The organism is Pseudomonas sp. FW305-3-2-15-E-TSA4, from assembly GCF_058787295.1.
The window spans coordinates 319825-345865 of record NZ_JBYSZP010000003.1 but is presented as its reverse complement, the minus strand read 5'-3'; the positions used below and the strand labels follow the sequence as shown (position 1 = coordinate 345865).

Sequence of the window (26041 nt, the reverse complement as noted above, 5' to 3'; positions counted from 1 at the left end):
GCCATTGAAGAGAAGCAGAAAATCCACGGAACGCGCGGCATCGACCCGCAAATTCTCTAGGGGTTTCCCTGATACAGCGCCATCAACAAAGCTGCGAAACAGGCATTTGCAGATCAGCGTCTGTCTGCAGCACAGCGTGGTGCACACAGGCTTGTTTACGCTTCGAGCAGCACCATATGCCCGGTTTTCGGGAGGTTCATCGACGAACAGGTCTCATCCAAAACCACCCGGTCAGAAACTGAATTGTGCAGCACCGCAGATTATTGACGCACGACACTCATATAAGGGAAAAGAGGTGCTAGCATAGAGCCACCAGTCGATCTCAGCATGCGCTCTAACTAGTAGTCAGGATATGACCGAGCCAGAAGACCCCAGCCGTGAGCGCCTCAAGCACCACTTTGCCCAGCGGGTAATTCATCAGGCACGTCAGATTCTTGAGATATGGCAGCGCCTGCAACGCAGTGAGTGGTCCACCGCCGACCTCGCCGAACTGAGCGAGGCCAATCTGCGCCTGCTGCGTTTTGCCGAGCGCTTCGAGCAGCCCGAGCATACGCAACTCGCGCGTCATATCGGCCAGTCGCTGGAAGCGGTGGACGCCAATCGCGGACGCCTGAGCAGCGGCCTGATCACTGACCTCAATCGTTTGATGCAGCGTCTGTCGCGCACCGGTCTGCGCCACGGTGATCAACTCGACCAGACCTTCCTGCCGCCGCTGCGCAAACCGATCTACGTCATGTTGCAGGATCACGACCGCGCCGAGCGGCTGGCCAAGCAGTTGGAGTTTTTCGGCCTGACCGCGCAGGCGCTGGACAGTGTCGCGGCGTTTCGCTCCTCGATGGTCGAGCGCTTGCCCGCCGCGATCGTCATGGACGTGGACTTCAGCGGCGCAGGCGTCGGCCTGCAACTGGCTGCCGAAGCCCAGGTTGGCCTGGAAGAACCGCTGCCGCTGCTGTTTTTCAGCCTGCACGAAACCGACACCCCGACGCGCCTCGCCGCCGTGCGCGCCGGCGGCCAGGAATTCCTCACCGGCACCCTCGAAGCGTCGAGCCTGCTGGAGAAGATCGAAGTCCTGACGTGCGTCGCCCAGTACGAACCTTACAAAGTGCTGATCATCGACGACTCCCGCGCCCAGGCCTTGCACACCGAGCGCCTGCTCAACAGCGCCGGAATCGTCACGCGCACCCTGATCGAACCGATCCAGGCGATGGCCGAACTGGCGGACTTCCAGCCGGATCTGATCATCCTCGACATGTACATGCCGGCCTGCACCGGCACCGAACTGGCCAAGGTCATCCGCCACAACGACCGCTACGTCAGCGTGCCGATCATTTATCTTTCGGCCGAGGACGATCTGGACAAGCAGCTCGACGCCATGAGCGAGGGCGGCGACGATTTCCTTACCAAACCGATCAAGCCTCGGCATCTGATTACGACTGTGCGCAACCGCGCCGCCCGCGCGCGCAATCTCAAGGCACGCATGGTCCGCGACAGCCTCACCGGCCTGTACAACCACACGCACATCCTGCAATTGCTCGAAGACTGCTCGTTCCGCGCCCGTCGCGAGAACAAGCCGCTGAGCTTTGCCATGCTCGACATCGACCACTTCAAGCGAGTCAATGACAGTCACGGCCATCCGATGGGCGACCGAGTGATCAAGAGCCTGGCGCTGTTCCTCAAGCAACGCCTGCGCAAGACCGACTTCATCGGCCGGTACGGTGGCGAAGAATTCGCCATCGTCATGCCCGACACGGATATAGAAGCGGCGCACAAAGTGCTCGACGAGATCCGCCAGCGCTTCGCCGAAATCCACTACCCGGCGCAACCGCACGATTTGTGGTGCACCTTCAGCGCCGGCGTGGTGGAAATGCACGAGGATTCCGACAGCCTGATGATGGCCAGCCAGGCCGACGAAGCGCTGTACCGCGCCAAAGGTGCCGGACGCAATCGAGTGCAGACCGCGCGCGACTCAAAGCAAAGTGCCACCTTTTCATCGGAATCCACTGATTCGGTCATAACCCTGTAACAGAACCGCAATAAATTCAGGCGCTTACCATTTCTGCCGTTGGTAGCCGTCATGCGCCTGAAGTTGCTCACCAATCTCAACACTCTGCTGCTGGTCGCCGTTTGCGTGGCCCTCGGCGCGACGCTGTGGTGGTCGCAAAAAGCCCTGGAGCGTCCGTATCTGTTGATGGAGCGCTACCTGGGTCTGTCGCAGCAATTTCAGAATGACGTGGCACGCAATATCGAGGACTACCTCGCCAGCGGCGACGCCCTGCGCCTGAGCAGCGCCAGCCAAGCCATCGACGGCCTGCAGAAGGAGCTCGGCGAACTGCCGCCGGCACTGGCCGAGACCCTGCGCCCGAGTCTGTCGAGCCTCGAAGAGTTCAGCAAAACCGACCTGCTCGCCGCCGGCAAACTGGCCGGTGATCCGCAAGCACTGCTGCTGCAAGCCGAACGCGAACTGAGCGCCAGTCTCGATCAACTCAGCACCTACGCCAATGGCAACGCGACGTATCTGACGCCGCTGCTGGTCGCTTCGCAGCACCTGGGCAAGCTGTCGCTGGCCCGCGACAAACTGGTCAGCAGCGGCCGCAGTGAATTGGCCGCCGACGTCGAGCGTGAAGTCGACAATATCCGCATCCAGGCTCAGGCCATCGACGCCCTGCCCCTGCTCGGCGTGGTCGCCAGGAACGAATCCGGCAGTGATGATTTCGCCGCAATGATGGGCATCGAAAGCACCGAAAAAGCCGCCGCCGAAGACGCCGGGGTCGGCCTCAAGCGCGAACTCAACAGCCTGCTCGGTCGCTATCCGGCGGAGCTGGCACGCACCCGCGAGCAGATCCAGAAACGCACCGACCTGAGCACCGCGACCCACCTGAAAATCGCTGCCGTGCAACAGGCGATCGCCGGACTCGAGCCGGTGGTGCGCGCCCAGCACGGACAGATCCAGGGCGAAGTGCGGCTGATGCAAGGCGTGATGATCGGCCTGATTCTGCTGATCGCGCTGTTGATCGACACCCTGCAACGGCGCCTGTCGCGCACCCTGACCAACCTCGCGCCGGCGCTGTCGACCTGGGCCGAAGGCGACTTCAGCAACGACATTCACTTGGGCAAGACCAACCGCGAGCTGCACGACATCGAAGCTTCGCTAAATCGCTTGCGCGCCTATCTGGTGGATCTGGTCGGCACGATTCGCGGCAATGCCGAACAAGTCGCCGGCAGCAGCCTTACCCTCGCCGAACTGAGCAACGAGCTGCACAGCGGCGCCGAACATCAGGCCGGCGATACCGCGTTGATCCGCGATTCACTGGGCGAACTGGAAGCGACCATTCAGCAGGTCGCTGGCGATGCACGGCAGGCAGCCGATGCCAGTCGCCATGCCGGACTGGCCGTCGAACACGGGCAAACCGTGATCGGCCAAAGCCTCACCGGCCTGCATGCGCTGGTCGGCGAAGTGCAAGGCAACGCGCAGATGATCGAGCATCTGGCCGAAGAGTCGGCGACCATCGGCGGCGTGCTGACGGTGATCCGCTCGATCGCCGACCAGACCAACCTGCTGGCGCTGAATGCGGCGATCGAAGCGGCGCGGGCCGGGGAAATGGGCCGTGGTTTTGCGGTGGTGGCCGAGGAAGTGCGCTCACTGGCGCAACGCACGGCGGGCGCCACGGCAGAGATCCAGACACTGATCGCCGGCCTGCAAACTGCTGCCCGACAATCGGTCGAAGGCATGCGCGCGCAAGTCGAACACGCCGAAGCCACTGCCAGTCAGGCACAAGCGGCGGACGGCGCGCTGGACAAGATCGTTGGCGCGATCCAGACCATTTCCGACACGGCGATCCGCATCGCCGATATCACCGCTCAGCAAAGCGGCGCGGTCAGCGAGATCCGCGACCATAGCGAGCGGATCCATCAATTGGGCGGGGATAACCTGCTACGTATCGGCCGCGGGCGTGAGCAGGGTGAGAATCTGCTGGAGTTGGGTGGGCAATTGCATACGGCCGTACAGGCCTTTCGCGTCTGATGAACCGCCTTCGCGAGCAGGCTCGCTCCCACATTGGAATATGTACCCCCTGTGGGAGCGAGCCTGCTCGCGAAGGCGTCAGCACAATCACTACAAGTGACCGGATCAAATCACTCAGTCACAAATTTCGCGCAAACATCGGTCATCGTGCTGGCTATTGCAGAGAACTGGACAGTCACAAAGCCTTTGCGGCATAGTCGCCGGGTTCTGACGACTGCTCATTCATAACAAGGAACACGCAGATGGCGACGCTACTGGTGCTGCACGGCCCCAACCTGAACCTGCTCGGCACCCGCGAACCGGGCACCTATGGGTCAACGACCCTGGCGCAGATCAATCAGGATCTGGAGCGCCGCGCCCGTGAAGCCGGCCATCATCTGCTGCACCTGCAAAGCAATGCCGAGTACGAATTGATCGACCGCATCCACGCCGCTCGCGGTGAGGGTGTCGATTTCATTCTGATCAATCCAGCAGCATTTACACACACAAGTGTCGCATTACGTGACGCGCTGCTGGGAGTGAGCATCCCATTCATCGAAGTGCATTTGTCCAACGTGCACAAGCGCGAACCTTTCCGCCATCACTCTTACTTCTCCGATGTAGCGGTGGGAGTGATCTGCGGCCTTGGCGCCAGCGGTTACCGACTGGCCCTGGAGGCCGCACTAGAACAGCTTGAAACACAGGCAACGACTTGAACCACAAGCGTTAAACGCCCCTGACCGACCCTTGGGAGTTGATGATTCATGGATATCCGTAAAGTTAAGAAACTGATCGAATTGCTGGAAGAGTCCGGCATCGACGAGCTCGAGATCAAGGAAGGCGAAGAGTCCGTACGCATCAGCCGTCACAGCAAGACCCCGGCTCAGCAGTACTACGCTCCGGCGCCGATGCAGGCTCCGGCCGCTGCGCCTGCCGCCGCTGCTCCAGTAGCTGCTGCCGCTCCGGCTGCCGCTGCTGCTCCTGCACTGAACGGCACCGTGGCCCGCTCGCCAATGGTAGGCACCTTCTACCGTAAATCTTCGCCAACCTCGCCAGCCTTCGTTGAAGTCGGCCAGACCGTGAAGAAAGGCGACACTCTGTGCATCGTCGAAGCCATGAAGATGATGAACCACATCGAAGCTGAAACCAGCGGTGTGATCGAATCCATCCTCGTCGAAGACGGCCAGCCGGTTGAGTACGACCAACCGCTGTTCACCATCGTTTGAACTGCGGAGAGCCTTTGATGACTGCGAAGTTGGAAAAAGTTCTGATCGCTAACCGCGGTGAGATCGCCCTGCGGATTCTGCGTGCCTGCAAAGAGATGGGCATCAAGACCGTCGCCGTTTACTCCAAGGCCGACAAAGAGCTGATGCACCTGGGTCTGGCAGACGAATCCGTCTGCATCGGCCCGGCTTCTGCCGCTCAGTCCTACCTGCACATCCCGGCCATCATCGCTGCCGCTGAAGTGACTGGCGCTACCGCCATCCACCCAGGCTACGGTTTCCTCGCGGAAAACGCCGATTTTGCCGAGCAGGTCGAGAATTCCGGCTTCGCCTTCATCGGCCCGAAAGCCGAAACCATTCGCCTGATGGGCGACAAGGTATCGGCCAAGCACGCGATGATCGAAGCCGGCGTGCCTACCGTTCCAGGTTCCGACGGCCCGCTGCCGGAAGACGAAGAAACGGCGCTGCGTATCGGTCGTGAAGTCGGCTACCCGGTGATCATCAAAGCCGCTGGCGGCGGCGGTGGTCGCGGCATGCGCGTGGTGCACAAGGAAGAAGACCTGATCGCCTCGGCGAAACTGACCCGCTCCGAAGCTGGCGCGGCGTTCGGCAACCCGATGGTCTATCTGGAAAAATTCCTGACCAACCCGCGTCACGTCGAAGTTCAGGTACTGTCCGACGGCCAGGGTCACGCCATCCATCTGGGCGACCGCGATTGCTCGCTGCAACGCCGTCACCAGAAGGTTCTCGAAGAAGCGCCGGCACCGGGCATCGACGAGCAGGCGCGTCAGGAAGTTCTGGCTCGCTGCGTCAAGGCGTGCATCGACATCGGCTACCGTGGCGCCGGCACGTTCGAGTTCCTGTACGAGAACGGTCGTTTCTACTTCATCGAAATGAACACCCGTGTTCAGGTGGAGCACCCGGTTTCGGAAATGGTCACCGGTATCGACATCGTCAAGGAGATGCTCAGCATCGCCGCTGGCAACAAGCTGTCGTTCACGCAGGATGACGTGGTGATCCGCGGTCACTCGCTGGAGTGCCGGATCAACGCTGAAGACCCGAAAACCTTCATGCCGAGCCCGGGCACGGTCAAGCATTTCCACGCCCCAGGCGGCAACGGCGTTCGCGTCGATTCGCACCTGTACAGCGGTTATGCAGTTCCGCCGAACTACGACTCGCTGATCGGCAAGCTGATCACTTACGGCGCCACCCGCGACGAAGCCATGGCGCGCATGCGTAATGCCCTGGACGAGATCGTGGTTGACGGGATCAAGACCAACATCCCGCTGCACCGTGATCTGACCCGCGACGAAGGCTTCTGCAAAGGGGGCGTGAACATTCACTACCTCGAGCACAAGCTGGCAGGCGAGAAGCACTAAGCTTCAAGTCCGCACAGACAAGGCCGCCTTCGGGCGGCTTTGTTGTTTCTACAGTTTTCAAATCCCCTGTGGGTGCAATGCAGCTCCCACAAACCCTGCGCGCTCGCGTAAACTTGCGCGCTTCTCGCTGGCCGCTAGGCTGCAATCATACTTTTTCAAAGGTGCCCGCCATGCCTTGGCTGCAAGTACGTCTCGCCATCAGCCCGGAACAAGCCGAAACCTACGAAGACGCTTTCCTTGAAGTCGGCGCCGTTTCGGTGACCTTCATGGACGCCGAAGATCAGCCGATCTTCGAGCCGGAACTCAACACCACCCCACTGTGGGCGCACACGCACCTGCTGGCCCTGTTTGAGGGCGGCACCGAGCCTGCGCCGGTGCTCGCGCATCTGGAACTGCTGACCGGCAGTCCGCTGCCCGAGCATCACAGCGAAGTCATCGAAGACCAGGACTGGGAACGCAGCTGGATGGACGGCTTCCAGCCAATGCGTTTCGGTCAGCGCCTGTGGATCGTGCCGAGCTGGCACGCCGCGCCCGAGCCTGACGCGGTCAATCTGTTGCTGGATCCGGGCCTGGCGTTCGGCACCGGCACCCACCCGACCACCGCCCTGTGCCTGGAATGGCTCGACGGTCAGGACCTGAAAGACTGCAACGTCCTGGACTTCGGCTGCGGCTCGGGAATTCTGGCGATCGCCGCCCTGCTGCTCGGCGCGAAAGAAGCCGTCGGCACCGACATCGACGTGCAGGCGCTGGAAGCCTCGCGCGACAACGCCGGGCGCAACAATATTGCCGACGAGCTGTTCCCGCTGTACCTGCCGGAAGATTTGCCGCAGGTCAAAGCCGACGTGCTGGTGGCCAACATTCTGGCCGGCCCGCTGGTTTCCCTGGCGCCGCAGCTGTCCGGCCTGGTGAAAACCGGCGGTCGTCTGGCACTGTCAGGCATCCTCGCCGAACAAGGTGAAGAAGTCGCTGCCGCCTATGCGCAGGACTTTGATCTGGACCCGATCGCCAATCGCGATGGCTGGGTGCGTATCACCGGCCGTCGGCGCTAGAATGACCGCCTGCATAAACCGGATCGCCGCATGACCGACAGCTTCGTCACCCAGTGCCCGCATTGCCAAACCAGCTTCCGCGTCAGCCATGCTCAGTTGAGCGTGGCCCGCGGGGTGGTTCGCTGTGGCTCCTGCCTGCAAGTGTTCAACGCCGCCAAACAGCTGCTGGAACAACACGCCGGCAAGGAAGCGGTCACTCCGGTGGCGCCGTCCATTGTCCAGCCTGCACCGTCTCAGGCAGTGGTCAGCGAGCCGCCGCCAGTGGTCGAAGCCCCCGTCAATGACGAACCGCCCGCGCCGCGCGCCCTCAGCCAAAAGCAATGGAGCGCCAGCGAGCTGGACCTGGACAGCCTCGATCTGGACGAAGAACTCGCCCGCCTCGAACAACGGGAAATCCAGCCGACCACCGAATTCGGTCGTCAGCGCGAAGAGTCCCTGAGCGCCCGGCGCGACAGTCCTGAAGCCGATGAAACGGAGTGGCGCGACAGCCTGTTCAGCGCACGCGACGATGAACGTCTGCCCGAGCCCGAAGATGACGTCGAGCCAGATGCCGTCGAACCGGAACCGGTAAACACCGCGCGCACCGAGCCTTCCCTGTCGCTGGAGCCGGTGGATCTGGACGATGAACCGCCGATCCCGCAACTGCGCCTGCACGACCCGATCGACCCGAATGCCCGTCGTGAACGCCTGTCGGCCAACGTCGAGCCGGACGATGACGACTTGCCATCGGTCGAACCGCTGCGCAAAAAACGTCAACGCGCCGAAGTGTTGCAGGACCTGACCGACGACCCGCTGCAACTGGACTGGCAGAAACGCCGTTCGCCCTGGGGCCGGCGTCTGCTCTGGGGTTTGCTGGTGCTGCTAGCTGCCGCCGGTCTGGCCGGCCAGTACATTGCCTATCACTTCGATGAACTGGCGCGGCAGGATCAGTACCGCCCATGGTTTCAGCAGTTCTGCCCGCAGATCGGCTGCACGGTGCCGTCCAAGGTCGACATCGGCAAAATCAAAAGCAGCAATCTGGTGGTGCGCAGCCATCCGGAATTCAGCGGGGCGCTGGTGGTGGATGCGATCATCTACAACCGCGCAACGTTCTCCCAGCCATTTCCGTTGCTGGAGCTACGCTTCGCTGACCTCAACGGTCATCTGATCGCCAGTCGTCGCTTCAAACCCGGCGAATACCTCAACGGCGACCTTGAGGGCATGGCGGAAATGCCGCCGCAAACCCCAATCCACATCGCGCTGGATATTCTCGATCCAGGCCCCAAAGCGGTGAATTACAGCCTGAGTTTCCACTCGCCCGAGTGAATCGCTTCATCGCTTCAGGTTTGACGGCAGTTTTCTGACTTCGCCCGCGCTTACCAAACCGCTGGTAATAACAGAATAACTGTTCAGATTTTGTTCAATTCAGCCTTTATCCAGTCATCGAGAGCGGGTATCATGCCAACCCTTTTTCGAACTCTCATGATCCGGCCCCACTTCAGGGAAGTCCTATGTCGGCGGTACGCATCGGCCCATATACATTGCAGAACGGTTTGATTCTCGCCCCGATGGCGGGCGTCACCGACCAGCCCTTTCGTCAGCTGTGCAAGCGTTTGGGCGCAGGGCTTGTAGTCTCGGAAATGGTCACCAGTGACATGAGCCTGTGGAATACCCGCAAGTCGCGCATGCGCATGATCCACGAAGGCGATCCCGAGCCACGCTCGGTGCAGATTGCCGGTGGCGATGCGCAGATGCTGGCGGACGCGGCACGGGCCAACGTCGAACTGGGCGCACAGATTATTGATATCAACATGGGTTGCCCGGCAAAGAAGGTCTGCAACAAGGCCGCCGGTTCCGCGTTATTGAAAGACGAAGCACTGGTGACCGAGATCCTGCAGGCCGTCGTCGCTGCAGTGGATGTGCCGGTGACCCTGAAGATCCGCACCGGATGGGATCGCGACAACAAGAACGGCCTGACTGTGGCGAAGATCGCCGAGCAGGCCGGGATCACCGCGCTGGCCGTGCATGGCCGCACGCGCGCCGATCTGTACACCGGCGAAGCCGAGTACGACACGATTGCCGCGATCAAGCAGGCGGTGTCGATCCCGGTGTTTGCCAATGGCGATATCGATTCGCCGGAAAAGGCCCGTTACGTGCTTGACGCGACCGGTGCCGATGGCCTGCTGATAGGCCGGGCTGCCCAGGGGCGGCCATGGATTTTTCGCGAGATCGAACACTTCCTGCGTACCGGCGAGAAATTGCCGGCGCCGGAGCTGAGCGAAGTGGAACGCATCCTGCTGGAGCATCTGGCCGCACTTCACGCCTTCTATGGGGATGTGATGGGCGTCCGTATTGCCCGCAAGCATGTGGGCTGGTATCTCGCAACCTTGCCGGGCGCCAGGGAGTTTCGCGCCCACTTCAATCGTTTGGATGGTACGGAAACACAATGCGCCAACGTTCGGGAGTTCTTCGCCGAGCGTTACAAGAGCCTGACAGGGGACGAAGAAGGGGTGGCCGCATGACGATGATGACCGAGACTTTAGTGAGTGGAACAGCACCCGTGAGCGACAACGTGAATTTGAAACAGCACCTCAATACCCCGAGCGAAGAAGGTCAGACCCTTCGCGGGAGTGTCGAGAAGGCGCTGCACAATTATTTCGCCCACCTTGAGGGCGCGTCCGTCACGGATGTGTACAACCTGGTGCTCTCCGAAGTCGAGGCTCCCCTGCTCGAAAGCGTGATGAACTACGTCAAGGGCAACCAGACCAAGGCCAGCGAGCTGCTCGGACTCAACCGCGGCACGCTGCGCAAGAAACTCAAGCAGTACGATCTGCTGTAAGCATTCAATCAAACCAGAAAGGCGCCCGCGTAAAACCGGTCGCCTTTTTTGCTGACTTCCTTTGCTTTTGATGGAAATTGAGATGACCGACCAGACTACCCGCCTGCCGATCCGCCGCGCCTTGATCAGCGTTTCCGACAAGACCGGGATCCTCGAATTCGCCAAGGAGCTTGAAGCCCTCGGCGTCGAGATCCTCTCCACCGGCGGGACGTTCAAGCTGCTGCGCGACAACGGTGTTGCCGCAGTGGAAGTCGCGGATTACACCGGTTTCGCGGAAATGATGGACGGTCGGGTGAAAACCCTGCACCCGAAAATCCACGGCGGGATCCTCGGTCGTCGCGGTATCGACGATGCAATCATGAACGAGCACGGCATCAAGCCGATCGACCTGGTTGCGGTCAACCTGTACCCGTTCGAAGCCACCATCAACAAGCCCGGCTGCGACCTGCCGACTGCGATCGAGAACATCGACATCGGTGGCCCGACCATGGTTCGTTCGGCAGCGAAAAACCATAAAGACGTGGCGATCGTGGTGAATGCCAGCGATTACGCCAACGTTCTGCAAAACCTCAAGGCCGGTGGCCTGACCTACGCTCAGCGTTTCGACCTGATGCTCAAGGCCTTCGAACACACCGCCGCCTACGACGGCATGATCGCCAACTACATGGGCACCGTGAATCAGGCTGCCGACGTGCTGAGCACCGAAGGCCGCAGCGAATTCCCGCGCACCTTCAACAGCCAGTTCATCAAGGCTCAGGAAATGCGCTACGGCGAGAACCCGCACCAGAGCGCGGCGTTCTACGTGGAAGCCAAGCCTGCTGAAGTCGGCATCGCCACCGCGACCCAACTGCAAGGCAAAGAGCTGTCGTACAACAACGTGGCCGACACCGACGCCGCGCTGGAATGCGTGAAGAGCTTCGTCAAGCCGGCCTGCGTGATCGTCAAGCACGCCAACCCGTGCGGCGTGGCCGTGAGCCCGGACGCCGAGGGCGGCATCCGTCAGGCCTACGAATTGGCCTACGCCACCGACACCGAGTCGGCCTTCGGCGGCATCATCGCCTTCAACCGTGAACTGGATGCCGAGACCGCCAAGGCGATCGTCGAGCGTCAGTTCGTGGAAGTGATCATTGCTCCAAGCGTCAGCGCAGAAGCCCGTGCTGTTGTGGCGGCCAAAGCCAACGTGCGCCTGCTGGCCTGCGGCGAGTGGTCGGCGGATCGCGCTGCGGCCTGGGACTACAAGCGCGTCAACGGTGGCCTGCTGGTGCAGAGCCGCGACATCGGCATGATCGGCGCCGACGACCTGAAAGTGGTGACCAAGCGTGCACCGACCGAACAGGAAATCAACGACCTGATCTTCGCCTGGAAAGTCGCCAAGTACGTCAAGTCCAACGCCATCGTCTACGCCAAGAACCGTCAGACCATCGGTGTCGGCGCCGGCCAGATGAGCCGCGTAAACTCCGCGCGTATCGCCGCGATCAAGGCTGAGCACGCCGGTCTGCAAGTGGCCGGTTCGGTGATGGCCTCGGACGCGTTCTTCCCGTTCCGCGACGGTCTGGACAACGCGGCCAAGGTTGGCATCACTGCAGTGATCCAGCCAGGCGGCTCGATGCGTGACGCTGAAGTGATCGCTGCAGCTGACGAAGCCGGTATCGCCATGGTATTCACCGGCATGCGCCACTTCCGTCACTGATACAACCCGATCCAAATGTGGGAGCGGGCTTGCTCGCGAATGCAATCTGTCAGCAACAGCCGTTTTGCCTGACACACCGCTTTCGCGAGCAAGCCCGCTCCCACATAAAGCGCTCCAGCAGCGCATGACAGATTTTTGAGGTTTTTGAAATGAATGTTTTGATCATTGGCAGCGGTGGCCGTGAACACGCCCTGGCCTGGAAAGTGGCTCAGGATCCGCGCGTGCAGAGGGTTTTCGTCGCGCCGGGCAACGCCGGTACCGCGATTGAAGCCAAGTGCGAGAACGTCGCCATCGACGTGCTGGCCCTTGAGCAACTGGCCGACTTCGCCGAGAAAAACGTTTCCCTGACCATCGTCGGCCCGGAAGTGCCGCTGGTGGCAGGCGTGGTCGATCTGTTCCGCTCCCGTGGCCTGGACTGCTTCGGCCCGACCGCCGGCGCTGCACAGCTGGAAGGCTCTAAAGCCTTCACCAAGGATTTCCTCGCGCGCCACAAGATTCCGACCGCCGACTACCAGAACTTCACCGAGATCGAGCCGGCCCTGGCTTACCTGCGTGAAAAAGGCGCACCGATCGTGATCAAGGCCGATGGCCTGGCCGCCGGTAAAGGCGTGATCGTTGCCATGACCCTGGCCGAAGCCGAAGACGCCGTGCGCGACATGCTCGCCGGCAACGCCTTCGGCGACGCCGGTTCGCGCGTGGTGATCGAAGAATTCCTCGACGGCGAAGAAGCCTCGTTCATCGTCATGGTCGACGGCAAGAACGTGCTGCCGATGGCCACCAGCCAGGACCACAAACGTGTTGGCGACGGCGACAGCGGCCCGAACACCGGCGGCATGGGTGCCTACTCCCCTGCCCCAGTGGTCACCGCCGACGTGCACCAGCGTGTGATGGACCAGGTGATCTGGCCGACCGTGCGCGGCATGGCCGAAGAAGGCAACGTCTACACTGGTTTCCTGTACGCCGGTCTGATGATCGACAAGGCCGGCAACCCGAAAGTCATCGAATTCAACTGCCGCTTCGGCGACCCGGAAACCCAACCGGTGATGCTGCGTCTGCAGTCGAGCCTGGTGCTGCTGGTCGAAGCCGCTCTGGCGCAAGCGCTGGACAAGGTTGAAGCACAGTGGGATCCGCGTCCGAGCGTCGGCATCGTACTGGCCGCTGGCGGCTACCCGGGCGACTACGCCAAGGGTGCGGCGATCAACGGCCTGGACGCAGCCGCAGGCCTGGAAGGCAAAGTCTTCCACGCCGGTACGGCGCTGAAGGATGGCAACGTGGTAACGGCCGGTGGTCGCGTACTCTGCGCCACCGCCATGGGCGCCAGCGTGAGCGAAGCGCAGCAGCAAGCCTACAAGCTGGCCGCCGCCATCGACTGGGAAGGTTGCTTCTACCGCAAGGACATTGGCTACCGCGCCATTGCCCGTGAACGTGGCGAAACGCAGGAATAAGCTGTCCTTCACGTCCGGCGCGGGATGCAGTCCCTCGCCGGGCTGTTCCGCCGCCGCGCATCGTTATATTCTGGCATCAACCTACGAAGGGATTTCGCCGTGCGCTGGCTCAGGATTGCCATAAGTTTCACCGTCACGTTGCTGACCTTGCTCTGCATGCTCCCGGCCCAGGCCGCGCAAGGCAGTGGCTGGTCGGTATTGCTTGACGATCAGGGCAATCTGCAACTGAGCGACATCCGCTCGGCTCGCTACACCAATCAATTCAGCCCCATCGAACTTGATCGCCTCACGGCGGCTGAGCCCGATGGCGCACTGTGGCTGCGCTTCAAACTGGCGCCGGGCAAGCACGAACAAGTGCTGCGGATCTTTGCCCCCGACCTGTCCAACCTCAGTCTCTACGTGCTCGACGGCGACAAGCTGATCGAACAACGCACCTCCGGCACCCAGCAGCCACAAGTCGAACGGCCGCTGCCGAGCAGCGATTTTCTGCTGCCCTTGCCGCAGAGCGACAAATCCCTCGATGTTTATCTGCGGATGGTTTCCGACCATCAGCTGCGCCCGCACATCACCCTGCAATCGGCGGTGATGAGTGCCGCCAACCAGAACCAGACGCTGATCTTCGGTCTGCTGTTCGGCTGCCTCGGCATGTTGCTGCTGCACAATCTTGTGCGCTACGCCTACTCCCGCTCGCGCAGCAGCCTGTGGCTGGCGGTCTGCGAAGGACTGCTGGGCCTGAGTCTGTTGCTGTTGCTCAACCTCGCCGGCCCGTGGTTGCCGAACTGGCACGCGATCCAGACCCCGGGCGCCTATCTGGCGTTGCTGCTGACCGCCCCGGCCGGGCTGATGTTCGCCCTGCGCTTCTTCGCCCCACTCGGCCCGCACCCGCTGAACAAACTGTTGCTGGGCGACATTCTGTTCATCGTGATCTGCAGCCTGCTGCTGTTATTCGTCAACACCCTGCCGCTGAACATCATCACCTACGCGCTGGTGGCGCTGGCCGGTCTGAGCATGTTGCTGGTCGGCTTCTATCACTGGCAAAAAGGTTATCGCCCGGCGCGGCTGTTCGTTGCCGGGATGGTGGTGTTCAACATCGGTACGCTGATTATTTTGCCGGCCCTGCTGGGGCTGACCCTGGTGGCGCCGCAAGGCCTGATCATGACCCTGATGGGTTTCATCTGCATCAGTGGCTTGCTGATGAGCATCGCCTTGGGTGAACGCCAGCGCAGCATCACCGAAAGCCGGTTCAGCATCAGCCGCGATCTTGCCGCGAGCAATGCCGAGATCAACGCCAAAGCCGAATTCCTCGCCAAGATCAGCCACGAAATCCGCACCCCGATGAACGGCGTGCTGGGCATGACCGAGCTGCTGCTGGGCACGCCACTGTCGGTCAAGCAACGCGATTACGTGCAAACCATCCACAGTGCCGGCAACGAACTGCTGACGTTGATCAACGAGATTCTCGACATTTCCAAGCTCGAATCCGGACAGATCGAACTGGACGATGTGCAGTTCGACCTCAACGCGCTGATCGACGACTGCCTGAGCATCTACCGGGCCAAGGCCGAACAGCAGAACGTCGAGCTGATCAGCTTCATCCAGCCGCAAGTGCCGCGCGTGATCAGCGGCGACCCGACCCGCTTGCGCCAGACCCTGCTGAGCCTGCTGGAAAACGCCCTGAAGAAAACCGACGAAGGCGAAGTGCTGATCGTCGTCGCCCTCGACGAGCGCAGCGTCAAACCGCGCCTGCGCATCGCCGTGCAGGACAGTGGTCAGCCAATGGAGGCGGAAGAGCGCGATGCGTTGCTGCACGCCGAACTGCACAGCAAACACTTCCTCTCGGCCAACCGTCTGGGTGGCAACCTCGGGCTGGTGATTGCGCGGCAACTGATCCGCCTGATGCACGGCGAGTTCGGGATCAAGAGCGGCACCAATCAGGGCAGCACCTTGTGGCTGACCCTGCCACTGGACCCGGATCGTCTGGAACACCCGACCTCCGACCTCGACGGCCCGTTGCAAGGTGCGCGCGTGCTGGTGGTGGACGACAACGATACCTGCCGCAAAGTGCTGGTGCAGCAATGCAGCGCCTGGGGTCTGAACGTCAGCGCCGTGCCATCGGGCAAGGAAGCGCTGGCGCTGCTGCGCACCAAGGCGCACCTGCGCGACTACTTCGATGTGGTGCTGCTGGACCAGAACATGCCCGGCATGACCGGCATGCAACTGGCGGCCAAGATCAAGGAAGACCCGAGCCTCAATCACGACATCCTGTTGATCATGCTCACCGGCATCAGTAACGCGCCGAGCAAGATCATCGCGCGCAACTCCGGGATCAAACGCATCCTCGCCAAACCGGTGGCCGGCTATACGCTCAAGACCACGCTGGCCGACGAGTTGAACCAGCGCAATAAAGGTCAGGTAGTGTTCCAGCCGCAAGTGGTCACTCCCGCTACGGCGGCCAAGGTGCCGAGCGATTTCCGCATTCTGGTCGCCGAAGACAACACGATTTCGACCAAAGTGATTCGCGGCATGCTCGGCAAACTCAACCTGCAACCGGACACCGCCAGCAACGGCGAAGAGGCCCTGCAGGCGATGAAAGCCCAGCGTTACGATCTGGTGCTGATGGACTGCGAAATGCCGATTCTCGATGGCTTCTCGGCGACCCAGCAGCTACGGGCGTGGGAGGTCAGCAATCAGCGTATACGCACGCCGATCGTCGCGCTGACCGCGCACATCCTCGCCGAACACAAGGAACGTGCGCGTCAGGCCGGGATGGATGGCCACATGGCCAAACCGGTGGAGTTGTCGCAACTGCGCGAGCTGATCGAACACTGGGTAGCCCAGCGCGATCAGCAGAACCGTACGGCGTCGACCTTTTAAGCAGGGGTACCACGCCAGTTCGAGCGTGACTCAATCGGCTGCGCCGTTCTCTTCGGCTGGAACGTCTTCATTCACCCTCAACAACGCCACGTTAGCTTCAAGCCTGTCCTGGACTTTCAGGGCGATGGCTGCGCGAACCGGCCCATAGAGCGTTTCGGACAAATTGGCACTGGCAGAGCGTCTGCAAACACTGCCGCGAATATCCTCAGCCTGGAATAGCTCGGCCAAAGGGTTGTCAGCGAGAATCCGTCCAGTCGCAAATTCGATGTAGACGCTGCTCATCGACATCGGCGAGTGCGCCACGACCACCAACAGCCGTATGATTCTGGAAACATCTGACTGATCCGTCGATGCATCGCTGGCGCTTTTCTGCATGTAACCACGCAGCAGCTCTAGTGCCGGCTCGCTTGCGGAAAGTGCTGCCAGTCGACGCATGACTGCGTTCGCAACGCCACATTGCTCCACAGCCCCACCGAACTCAGGAGCGACCACCCAGTCAACGACAGACACGCTGTTACCCTGTGCGACGGACAGATCCAACCGTGCTCTGAAATGTCGCAGCCAATATTTGTCCAGAAATTCCATGTAGACGTCATACCAGCCAATACCCGGATCTTTCTCAAGTTTCTTGTTAGCCGCCAGTTGCGCCAACAACAGAGAGTTTATTAAATCCTGATAGCGTTCCGGTTTGTCTGCCGGCGGAATCAGTACAACGGCACCCGCAACGATCAAAACGGAATATTTGCAATTCATATAATCGCCCTCAAAAAAAAGCAGTCGACCTTCGACTGCTTTTTTCGATTTATCAGATATCAATATCTTCAATCTGATCGATACCCACCAGCTTTTTCTTGATCGTCTCACGCACTGCGTTGGCGACGTCGGTGTTTTTGGCAAAGAAAGTTTGAGCTCGATACAAACTTACATTACGAACATCGACATCCACGAACATCACTTTGGTAGAGGTGTTCTTGCGCAGAAAACGCACCGTTCCCAGCGCCATGATTGCCTCACCGTCGAGTTCGACACACGCGCCGGTCGAGATGCCGCCCACGCCGTGGTCCAGCAAATTTCGCTCATAAGCGGTCAACGCAGCAGTGTCCCGTTTTTGCAGGGCCGAGATTGCATCACCCGCGACCTTCAGCATCAGAACGCTGGTTGGTCCTGGCAGTGCAACATTAGCCAGCACGGAACCCAGAATCTCCAGTACCAGCTTGTCCATCCGCACACTCGTGCCTTCGATACTGAGGTCATTGTAGTACTGATCGACAGGCGTCCAGCCAGCGAGGGTCATCACCTCACGGAACCGCTTATACCACTCTCGGCCCTGATGCTCTTCGGGGTATAGCTTGTTCGCTGCACGTGTGGCGAACAGAAGAGCGTTCTGGGCATCCGACTTGTTCTGATCCGAAAGTTTGCCAGAAAAACCCATTGTGACTTCGCCGACAACAGAGCCTTTCGACGGTGCCTCGATTTCGTCCCCTACAGCCAACAGGCCACGAGAGCGAATAACCGGCGCACCCACATCACAGGCTTCAATCGCGTTAATACAGGAAGAGATATAAAGCTCATTAACGATTTGACTATGCACAATAAAAGTCCTTATTAATTAGTAGGCAAGCCCCTCTTGAACTTGCAAGAAAACAATAAACAAACAAGCCCAGCACTACAAACTCAAATCTGTAACATCTTATCCAGCAAACAAGATGCAACTAACAACATCACACAAAACAACTATCAAACAAAAAACGAAAAACCGACTGCCTCGCGCAGAATCTTCTGCACACACAAGCAACTAACCGACTGATAGACTCGCCGTCATCACTCTCCGGATGCGAGTCGCCCTCATGCTCCACGTGTTATTCAGCGTTTACCTGAAGATGCTGGTGCTCTACAGCCCGTTCTTCGTGTTGTCCTGCTTCATCAGCCTGACTCGTGGCTACTCGCGCAAGGAACAGCGGCGCCTGGCCTGGAAAGTGGCGATCGCCACTCTGATCTCCAGCGTCTTGCTTTATCTGTTCGGGCGGGTGATTTTCGATGTATTCGGGATCACTGCGGACGCATTCCGCATCGGTGCCGGCAGCGTGCTGTTCATTTCGGCGTTGGGCATGGCGCAGGGCAAGCCTGTGGTGCAGAGTGACAACGTGCAACAGGACGTGACGATCGTCCCGCTGACCATTCCGCTGACCGTCGGCCCGGGCACCATCGGTGCGCTGCTGGTGATGGGCGTCAGCCAACCACACTGGGACGACAAACTGACCGCGATCATGAGCATCACTCTGGCCAGTTTCACCGTAGGGGTGGTGCTGTATCTGTCCAATCACATCGAACGGGTGCTCGGTGATCAGGGCCTGCAGATCGTCAGCCGGCTGATGGGCCTTTTCGTCTGCGCACTGGCGGCGCAGATCATCTTTACCGGGATCAAGGGCTATCTGGTGTCCTGAACGAAAAAGGGCTGCGGAGGACAATCTCCGCAGCCCGGTCTGATCTGCCAGCTCGCAATGGCTTACTGGTCGATGGACAGCCCGATCAGCGCGCCGAGTTCCAGCAGGGGTTCCGTGGCCATCGCACTCATCAGCTCCTCCAGGCTAACGGTCACCGAGATTTCGTCAGGTAACGCAATCCCGAATGTCACCTGCTGTTGCCGTGCCGCATCAAGGCTCGTGGCATTGCGCAAGATGATGCTGCTTCCCGAATCGGGATCCGTCAGCAGCAAATGGCCGTCGGACCTCGAGACCAGCCATCGCTGCATCGGCTCCAGTGTCAACGCCAGATGAATGCCTGCTTCCTCGGCGTCGACAATCAGGCAATCAAGCCGATCCCAAGTCTGTCGGGCCAGTGAAAGGTAATCTGCAGATTTCGCAAACTTGAGTACCAGTGTATCGACGCCATCCGGAATCGCTACAATCCTGCCCGATGAGCCAATACCGTCGATAACCAGCGTATCTGCAATCCGGCTGACCGCTTCCACAGTCATCCATATATCGATGGGTTCAATGTCTTCACTGGCATTGCTGAACAGGCGGCCCGTTACAGGGTCATGCAGCACCAGGGTCTGATCGTTCGCCACGCCCAGATATTGTGGCCATTCACGTCCTGACACCGCGACACTGAGCAGACGGCCGGCTGCGACGTCATACCAGCTGCAAATATTATCGCTCCTGCCCGCAAAGAGGTAAGGACCGCTACGCTGACCGGCAAGCAGTCGCGCCAGCTTTTCCTCCCGCGCCTGACGAGACGCCAGGCCATTGAAGAATTCGACTTCTACACCGACGATACGCGGTGGCTCGCCATCGACCAGGTTGAACAGCACGTGGTCATGCCGGCGGACGTGCAGGCCGGCTCCATGGGGCACGGCCCAGGCAAAAGTGTCCCGCGGCATGACTCGCTGCATCGGGGCCAGCAAGTGCGCCTGCAGCAGACGTGTCCCCGAACCGAATGCCGCCGCCAGGCTTTCAGGCGCCATGAAGGGCTGACGATAGATTCGTCCGGATGCCCAGTCCATCATCCACGCCGCTTTTTTATCTGGCGTCAGCCTCAACACGCGCATGGCTTTGCCCGCTGTGTCGGCAATCAGAAATTGCTGATCCAGATAGATGACATACAGCGATGTCTTGCCCGTTGCATCGCTGATACCTCCGACTTCCACGCCATCGGCGGACTCGTTCTGAATGCTGGTCCCGACCGTTTCCCACCACTTGAACCCTTGCACAGTGCGCTGCTGGCGGGCCGACAGCCATGCGTGATTGAGTCCCACCAGCCGCGTCTGGCCGTCGTCATTCATCTGGAACAGCATGCCTTCGTCAGTGAGGATGACGTATTGTCCGCCCTGGCGGTGCACATGCTGCACCTCAAGGTGCAAGACACTTTGTGCAAACATCTCGGGCATCTGATCCGCTGCGCCGATGTGCTGTCGATAAACAAGGCGATGGCCAAGATGATGAAACAACACTGTATCGCCGCTTGATTGAAGCGGATCAAGCAGCACCCAATCGAGAAAGTCAGGTGTACCTTCCGTATTGCGCAGCACAGGCCGAATGACGCGCTCATCTTCACTGCGCACCCAGGCTCGGGTGGCTTTGCGCAAATTCTCGTCGAAGGTGTCGATCGTAATCATTGCGCCCAGTGTGAATTCCACTCTCTGGTCATCAAGTACCTCATGGTATGGGTAGTCGTGCCGTCGGAGGAAATCCGAAACATTGTCGCGTCCTTCGCGAATGATCCACGGATGGTCTGAATTCATATCGGAGATCGCAGTAAGGGCGAGGTAGTCTTCGCCGAGCAGGTAAGTCAGCTTGTAGAAGCTTTTCCACATGTCTTCAAAGCGCTGGACCACCTGCAGCAAACCCTCTGGCGTCGCCTGAATCGAAACAATGCAGGGGTTTTTTGATGAATGTATTTTCATCACCCGGTAAGTGCGTTTGATCTGCCCGGTGACCAGATCCGTACGCCAGATGATTCCCTGCGCCGGGCAGTAATAAAACATCTCCTCGCCGATCTTCGGGCCGATGCAGATCTGCGCCGCATACTGTGGGTCCAGTCCGCGCACCAAGTGCATGGCATCTTCGGTGTGGTCGTACCAGGCCGTGGTACGAACACCAGTCAGGGCATCGTGATAGTTGCGGATGACCGTCGGGCCATCGGCCAGACGATGAGCGCGGGCGAGTTCGCGCAAATGCTTGCGCGTGGCCGGGCCGTCGGCATCGTTGAGCGCGTCGAGTTCAGCAAAGAGCAGCGCTCCCGTTGCCCAGCCAACCTGATAGAAGCCCTCCGCAAGTTGCAGGTACACGACACTCCTGGCGGGCACCTGCACCCGCATCGAGCCCAACTGAAAAGTATCCTGTTCCAGCTTCACCGCCGCCGCACTCACCCATGGGGCACGCAATGACCACGTCATTGGATCATCGGAGGAAACCTGCAGCCGCAACGACTTGACGCCCTCGGTCAGGGTGATCGAGCAGTGCCCGCCAGTGGCATCGATGTCATAGCAAAGGTAACCGTGCACCTCCTGCGGCAATGGGGGGACGTGCAGAAAACGCTGATCAGGGCCAATCGCAACACTGACGCGGGTTTCCTCGTAGTTGGGCACCATTTTTTCCATGATGTACTCGGTCGGTGCCTGGTAAAAGCTGAACCAGAATTGCCGCTTGCCTGCCAGCTTGTATTTTTCCAGTGCCAAAGCCGTTTCCATGTTTTCTGTGAGCGTTGTCGCAAATGGCAGACCTTCATGGACGAAGCCCAGAAAGCACTCCGGCACACTCGGCAGCACGACGCTTTCAATACCCGGCGCCATATCGAAGGAAATCGAGTCGCGAAGGTCGAGGGCCTCTCGAATGCTGAATGCCTTGCTGCGATCCCCGACGATCCTCGGCTTATGCAGAAAGGAGTAATCTTCCGCGGCGAAAATTTTGTGGCCGCCGAAGGTAATGAGCCCTTTGCGCAAATCAAGCCCGGTATAGACCGCACAAGGATTGGCAATGTAGGTATCGCCTTGCACCGAATGGCTTTGCGGTCGATAGGCCGAATGCACATCATTCAGATACCGGCCGATCCGTCTTCCACGTTCTGCCCTGGCGCTGAACCCCTCGACCAGGGCGCCGATGCCCACCGCCAGCCCGCCCAGAATCACCCCGGCGCCGCCGAGGAAGGCCGCCGCCGTGCCCGCACCGGCAACACCGGCGCCCAAAGCGCCAACACCCAGCGCCAGCCCAGCTGAATCGAAGGCCAGCTGCGTGGCATAGACCGCACGCTGGATATCGTTTTGGGCATTGACCAACAGATAAATGTCGAAGCCGATGCTGGCCAGCTGCAAAACGGTGCCGACACCTTCGTTCAAGACGCTGCCCAGCGCATTACTGACAATCGACGAGGTGGTTTTGGCCACCCGCAAACCGTCGGTAAAGGCATGACGCACCAGATTCAGCAGTTGTACTGCGTCGACCACCAGCCCGTGAGCCATCTGCGCGTAGGCCAGGTAACCGTGGATGCGCACTGCTGACGTCAACGCGGTCGACCCCATCCCGGACTCCGCGTTCTGCAACCCGAGCAGCAGGGCTTGAATGGCAAATCCGGCATTGAGCGTGTGCACCGCACCGACATCCGTCGGATCGATCACTGGCGCCCCCGCGCGTCTGCCGGACAACGCTTCAAACGTATCGCTCAGGTAAGACTTGATCCCTTGCAGGCGCGTGTCATCGGTCTGCACTGTGCGTGTGCGCTGCGGATCACTGGCACTGACCATGGTAATTTCGCTGCGCCCTTGCGCAGTGCTCTTCAGGGAGTCGAACACCGGAACGAAGTCACGAGACAGTTGATGCTGGTCCTGTAACCGCAGGGTCGCGCTTTCGATCGTCCGCGCCCACTTGTGGCTGTCCACACTGCTCAGCGCCTGTCCCAGACGCGCGTTCTCTGACAAGGAACGCGCGCGCAAGGCGGCATGCTGACTCCAGGGTTCGACGGCACGCCCGCCACCCAGCGGATCACTGCTGAGCAAATGCTCAACGCTAATTTCCGAAGGCAACGATTTACCGGCAATGCTTGCGCCGTCGAGTTCGATGACCTCGAAAACGCTGGCAGCCCCCCGTTCCAGACCATAAAGCCTGGCAATCACTTCCTCCTGCATGAAGCGCTGGACGCCTTGTTGCAGATCCTCGATCCGGGCGAACGCATACAGCCCGAAGTTGGGATCGTAGAAGCGATAGGATGTCTCGCCTTGCGCTAGAACCTTGCTCACCAGCATCGAATGATTGTCTGTGTTGAGCAACAGGCTGCCGGCAGCGGTTTTCGCTTCCAGCGTCTGCATCACAGTGGCCAGGTTCGCCGCCGGCCTCTTCTCGCCGAATCGCGCCATGGGTACGCCACGCAACTCGTCCAGCACCTTGAGCAGGGCATGGGCTTGCGGTGCGTCGGGAGTGAGATTGGCAATCGCCAGTTTGCCGATCAGCGCGCGCTCGGCCGAAGCGCCTTTCTCCAGCGCGGCGGCCATCACCAGCGCCAGTGGATAGCAGCGTCGGCCCGGATCCCCCGCACCGCGCAGCAGCAAATCCTGCGGCAATTGTCTGGCCGTATGCGCACCCGCCTCGAAGAACGTCTCGCGCACTGCCGCACCCCGCGCAAGGATCGACGCCCGGCGCTCATTCACGGCGGCGACCTCGACCCGACTCACGTACTCGCGCCATTGCCGCACGCTGATCGGTTCGGCAAATGCCTGCGCCTTCAGCACCCTGGAGTTCTGCCCGAGCGATTCGCGCTCCGATGCATTGACTCGTGCTTCCACCGGTGCAGGATCGCGATTGAGCAGTGTCTGTTCGATCACCTCGTAGCGCGCGACCAGGCCACGGTCGCGCGTATCTTCGGCAAAGGCGACGGTGGTTGCCCAGGCGTCTGCGAACCCGACCTGATCCAGTGTTGCGGCACCGAACAGGCCGCCGAACATCACCCGATGCAACGGGCTCAACTGATCCAGCGGCAACTTGCCCGCCGCGATGCGCGCCAAGGCCTCGTTGAGGTTACCCAGTGACTCGGCCCCCATGGACGTTGGAGCTTTGTCGACTGTCTGGTTCAGCACCTGCTGTCGAGTATCAAAGTCGAGGTGGATGGGAACGTTGAACGTCACATCACCGGTCAAGCGGTCATTCATGGCCCGTACAAACGGCTCACCCAGATCATCAAGCAGTTGCTGCAGGACCGAAGTCAGCAACACTGATTTTCCTTCTATGACCGGCCAGCCAAGTTTGAACGTGAGGGTCCGCTCTTTCAGCAAGTCGGCCAGATTACCGGCGTAGCGCGACTTGACCTTGCCCGAATTCCACTTCTCATGTTCTTTTGCCAGCCAGTCTTCGGGGGTATCCTTGACTGCCCAGCCGGAGATCATTTCTTCTTCGGTAAAGACGTTGAAGCCGTCGACCTGCTTCATATGATGGCGAATGTTGTTCAGCTGTTCACTCTGCAGTTCTCTTTCGACATAGCCGATTACACCGCCTTCAAGTGCGCCCGGACCGGTCATGTAGATGGTGCCCAAGGCGTCGAAACGAATCCCGTCCTGATAATACTGAGCTATGGCGCGTATGAGCTTCTCTGATGAATATTCACGCGATGTATTGGGCAAGCGCCCATCAGCCTGTGCTTCAGAGACGACCTTGATTGCAATATCATCGACTGACGACACATCTGCTGGCGTCACGCCTGCGAGTATCATGCGGCGCTCAACCTCATACAGGCAGTCATAAGCCACCCGGATGAAGTGCATGCTCGCATTGACCATCTTGCTGCCAGGATGAGCCAGAACATAGGCATTCATTTCCTTCGACGACGGATTGCCCCAGGCCGCGCCGCGCCCGATGGCATCCTGGGATAAAGACGTCGGCTGCGGCGAAGCGAAAATCTGCTCCACACCCGGCCTGCTCCGGGCAAATGCGCTCAGTGCCTCGAGATGCTCGGCGGGAATATGCCCGGTTCTGTCGACATAACGTTGCCGATCGCGCCCCGGCATCAAGGTATCGTCATGGTTGAGCAATAACTGCAGGACACCGATCTTCGCGTCTGTGCTGAAACCACTGATGTCCACGCCGCCCGGTCTCTCGATCAGCGGCGGCAAATAATCCATGTCGCTGTAACGCCCGCCCTCGAGAAACTCGGCCTGCAGTCGCACCACGTCACTGGCAGCAGCAAAGTTGCCGCGCATGGCGACTTCGCGCTGGTAGACGTCAGCCAGAAAATGACTGGCAAACTCCTGGCGAACATCGCGCAGGCGCAAGTCCTCACCCACCATGGCCTGATGCGAATCCAGACATTTCTGGCGGAAGGCTTCGAGCGTCGCACGTTCCTTGCCATAACCCCGCACCATCAGGTCGATCCGCGCCTCGTCTGCGCGTCCGGCCCAGCGTGGCTGATTCAGGTAGTCGAACATCTGCTGTTTGAGTACCCGTGCGCGGTCTTCGATCATTCTCGACAGTCCCGTCGGGGTTACCTTTTCGTCCTTTAATACCTTCATCGTGTCCGCACGGGCACTGTCGAGAATCACCCGATTCATTTCAAAGGCCAGCAGCGCATCACTGTCATACCAGAGATTGAATGCATATCCCTGCGACGCCAGTACCTTGCGCCAGATGTTCATGTAATCGCGCTGATTCGGCCCGACCTCACTGCCACCGACCCAGACAAAATGCATGATGCGCGGTATCGGTTTGCCAGCGGAGAGCATCTTCACAGTCGCACTCAAGCGGCGGTCGTAGTCGCCCAGTTTCAGGCGCAGTTTATTGACCTGAGCATCCGCGGCGTCCAGCTGTGTTGATTCAATCGCGTCCTTGAGCAATCTGATCGCTATCAATTGTTCTGCAAGACTGGTAGCCGCCGTAGCTCCGTCGTAGTAGCGCAAAGGAGCCTCCCCCAGGCTACCGCTGACGGACTCAAGTTCTGTGCGCGCAATAAGATCGGCGAACACTCTGCCCATCGTGACTTCATCCATAGTGCTCAATGCAATTTCCTTTTTTTTGGCCAAACGAACCCATCGCGACGACATGAACCGTCGCGACACAGAGAGAAAACAAACTTCAAAAAACCCA

Annotated in this window: 15 protein-coding genes and 1 pseudogene; 13 read left to right on the top strand and 3 right to left on the bottom strand. The window is 60.0% G+C overall.

Annotated features, from left to right (window positions below):
• Window positions 1-352: 352 nt before the first annotated feature.
• The 12 genes and pseudogenes from gcbA to AC3WMV_RS05830 all read left to right on the top strand — a co-directional run bounded on the left by gcbA (window position 353) and on the right by AC3WMV_RS05830 (window position 16478).
• The gene (gene gcbA / locus AC3WMV_RS05885; RefSeq protein WP_027613596.1) at window positions 353-2023 is read left to right on the top strand and encodes a diguanylate cyclase GcbA; all 1671 of its coding nucleotides are present in this window, start codon (window positions 353-355) and stop codon (window positions 2021-2023) included.
• 1491 nt (window positions 2024-3514) lie between these two features.
• Window positions 3515-4021: pseudogene (locus tag AC3WMV_RS05880) on the top strand (methyl-accepting chemotaxis protein); the annotation flags it as partial.
• Between the two features lie 242 nt (window positions 4022-4263).
• The gene (gene aroQ, locus AC3WMV_RS05875; RefSeq protein ID WP_025111759.1) at window positions 4264-4716 is read left to right on the top strand and encodes a type II 3-dehydroquinate dehydratase; all 453 of its coding nucleotides are present in this window, start codon (window positions 4264-4266) and stop codon (window positions 4714-4716) included.
• Window positions 4717-4764: 48 nt separating this feature from the next.
• On the top strand, window positions 4765-5226 hold the full coding sequence (accB, locus tag AC3WMV_RS05870; protein WP_027613594.1) for an acetyl-CoA carboxylase biotin carboxyl carrier protein: 462 nt from the start codon (window positions 4765-4767) through the stop codon (window positions 5224-5226).
• A 17-nt stretch (window positions 5227-5243) separates the two neighbouring features.
• Window positions 5244-6602: an acetyl-CoA carboxylase biotin carboxylase subunit gene (gene accC / locus AC3WMV_RS05865; RefSeq protein ID WP_007961940.1), complete on the top strand. Its 1359-nt coding sequence runs from the start codon at window positions 5244-5246 to the stop codon at window positions 6600-6602.
• 170 nt (window positions 6603-6772) lie between these two features.
• A complete protein-coding gene (prmA, locus tag AC3WMV_RS05860) occupies window positions 6773-7651 on the top strand; it encodes a 50S ribosomal protein L11 methyltransferase (protein WP_027613592.1) in 879 nt (292 codons plus the stop codon).
• A gap of 30 nt (window positions 7652-7681) precedes the next feature.
• On the top strand, window positions 7682-8956 hold the full coding sequence (locus AC3WMV_RS05855; RefSeq protein WP_097089910.1) for a DUF3426 domain-containing protein: 1275 nt from the start codon (window positions 7682-7684) through the stop codon (window positions 8954-8956).
• A gap of 185 nt (window positions 8957-9141) precedes the next feature.
• The gene (gene dusB, locus AC3WMV_RS05850) at window positions 9142-10152 is read left to right on the top strand and encodes a tRNA dihydrouridine synthase DusB (protein ID WP_007961945.1); all 1011 of its coding nucleotides are present in this window, start codon (window positions 9142-9144) and stop codon (window positions 10150-10152) included.
• A complete protein-coding gene (gene fis / locus AC3WMV_RS05845; RefSeq protein WP_003221275.1) occupies window positions 10149-10469 on the top strand; it encodes a DNA-binding transcriptional regulator Fis in 321 nt (106 codons plus the stop codon). Before dusB ends, fis begins: the two co-directional genes overlap by 4 nt.
• 82 nt (window positions 10470-10551) lie before the next feature.
• Window positions 10552-12159 carry a bifunctional phosphoribosylaminoimidazolecarboxamide formyltransferase/IMP cyclohydrolase gene (gene purH, locus AC3WMV_RS05840; RefSeq protein ID WP_097089909.1) on the top strand — a complete coding sequence of 536 codons (1608 nt, stop codon included), beginning with the start codon at window positions 10552-10554 and terminating at the stop codon, window positions 12157-12159.
• 149 nt (window positions 12160-12308) lie between these two features.
• A complete protein-coding gene (purD, locus tag AC3WMV_RS05835) occupies window positions 12309-13604 on the top strand; it encodes a phosphoribosylamine--glycine ligase (RefSeq protein WP_103368067.1) in 1296 nt (431 codons plus the stop codon).
• A 99-nt stretch (window positions 13605-13703) separates the two neighbouring features.
• Window positions 13704-16478: a hybrid sensor histidine kinase/response regulator gene (locus AC3WMV_RS05830; RefSeq protein WP_103368066.1), complete on the top strand. Its 2775-nt coding sequence runs from the start codon at window positions 13704-13706 to the stop codon at window positions 16476-16478.
• Between the two features lie 30 nt (window positions 16479-16508).
• On the opposite strand, the gene AC3WMV_RS05825 is transcribed toward AC3WMV_RS05830, so the two are convergent.
• Window positions 16509-17303 (bottom strand): hypothetical protein, encoded by a 795-nt coding sequence (locus tag AC3WMV_RS05825; protein ID WP_223849607.1) that lies wholly within the window; start codon window positions 17301-17303, stop codon window positions 16509-16511.
• Complete coding sequence (locus AC3WMV_RS05820) at window positions 17284-18069, bottom strand: hypothetical protein (RefSeq protein ID WP_103368065.1); 786 nt, start codon at window positions 18067-18069, stop codon at window positions 17284-17286. The genes AC3WMV_RS05825 and AC3WMV_RS05820 overlap by 20 nt, the downstream gene beginning before the upstream one ends.
• Window positions 18070-18325: 256 nt before the next feature.
• On the opposite strand from AC3WMV_RS05820, the gene AC3WMV_RS05815 reads away from it, so the two are divergent.
• Window positions 18326-18922: a MarC family protein gene (locus AC3WMV_RS05815; protein WP_027613585.1), complete on the top strand. Its 597-nt coding sequence runs from the start codon at window positions 18326-18328 to the stop codon at window positions 18920-18922.
• A gap of 62 nt (window positions 18923-18984) precedes the next feature.
• Here the strand turns inward: AC3WMV_RS05815 and AC3WMV_RS05810 are convergent, their stop codons facing one another.
• The gene (locus AC3WMV_RS05810) at window positions 18985-25944 is read right to left on the bottom strand and encodes a TcdA/TcdB pore-forming domain-containing protein (RefSeq protein ID WP_256584954.1); all 6960 of its coding nucleotides are present in this window, start codon (window positions 25942-25944) and stop codon (window positions 18985-18987) included.
• Window positions 25945-26041: the final 97 nt, after the last annotated feature.

Coding starts and splice junctions, on each gene's coding strand:
- prmA (WP_027613592.1), top strand. CDS start 6,773: ATGCCTTGGCTGCAAGTACGTCTCGCCATCAGCCCGGAACAAGCCGAA.
- gcbA (WP_027613596.1), top strand. CDS start 353: ATGACCGAGCCAGAAGACCCCAGCCGTGAGCGCCTCAAGCACCACTTT.
- accC (WP_007961940.1), top strand. CDS start 5,244: ATGACTGCGAAGTTGGAAAAAGTTCTGATCGCTAACCGCGGTGAGATC.
- aroQ (WP_025111759.1), top strand. CDS start 4,264: ATGGCGACGCTACTGGTGCTGCACGGCCCCAACCTGAACCTGCTCGGC.
- AC3WMV_RS05855 (WP_097089910.1), top strand. CDS start 7,682: ATGACCGACAGCTTCGTCACCCAGTGCCCGCATTGCCAAACCAGCTTC.
- accB (WP_027613594.1), top strand. CDS start 4,765: ATGGATATCCGTAAAGTTAAGAAACTGATCGAATTGCTGGAAGAGTCC.
- AC3WMV_RS05815 (WP_027613585.1), top strand. CDS start 18,326: ATGCTCCACGTGTTATTCAGCGTTTACCTGAAGATGCTGGTGCTCTAC.
- purH (WP_097089909.1), top strand. CDS start 10,552: ATGACCGACCAGACTACCCGCCTGCCGATCCGCCGCGCCTTGATCAGC.
- fis (WP_003221275.1), top strand. CDS start 10,149: ATGACGATGATGACCGAGACTTTAGTGAGTGGAACAGCACCCGTGAGC.
- AC3WMV_RS05810 (WP_256584954.1), bottom strand. CDS start 25,944: ATGGATGAAGTCACGATGGGCAGAGTGTTCGCCGATCTTATTGCGCGC.
- purD (WP_103368067.1), top strand. CDS start 12,309: ATGAATGTTTTGATCATTGGCAGCGGTGGCCGTGAACACGCCCTGGCC.
- dusB (WP_007961945.1), top strand. CDS start 9,142: ATGTCGGCGGTACGCATCGGCCCATATACATTGCAGAACGGTTTGATT.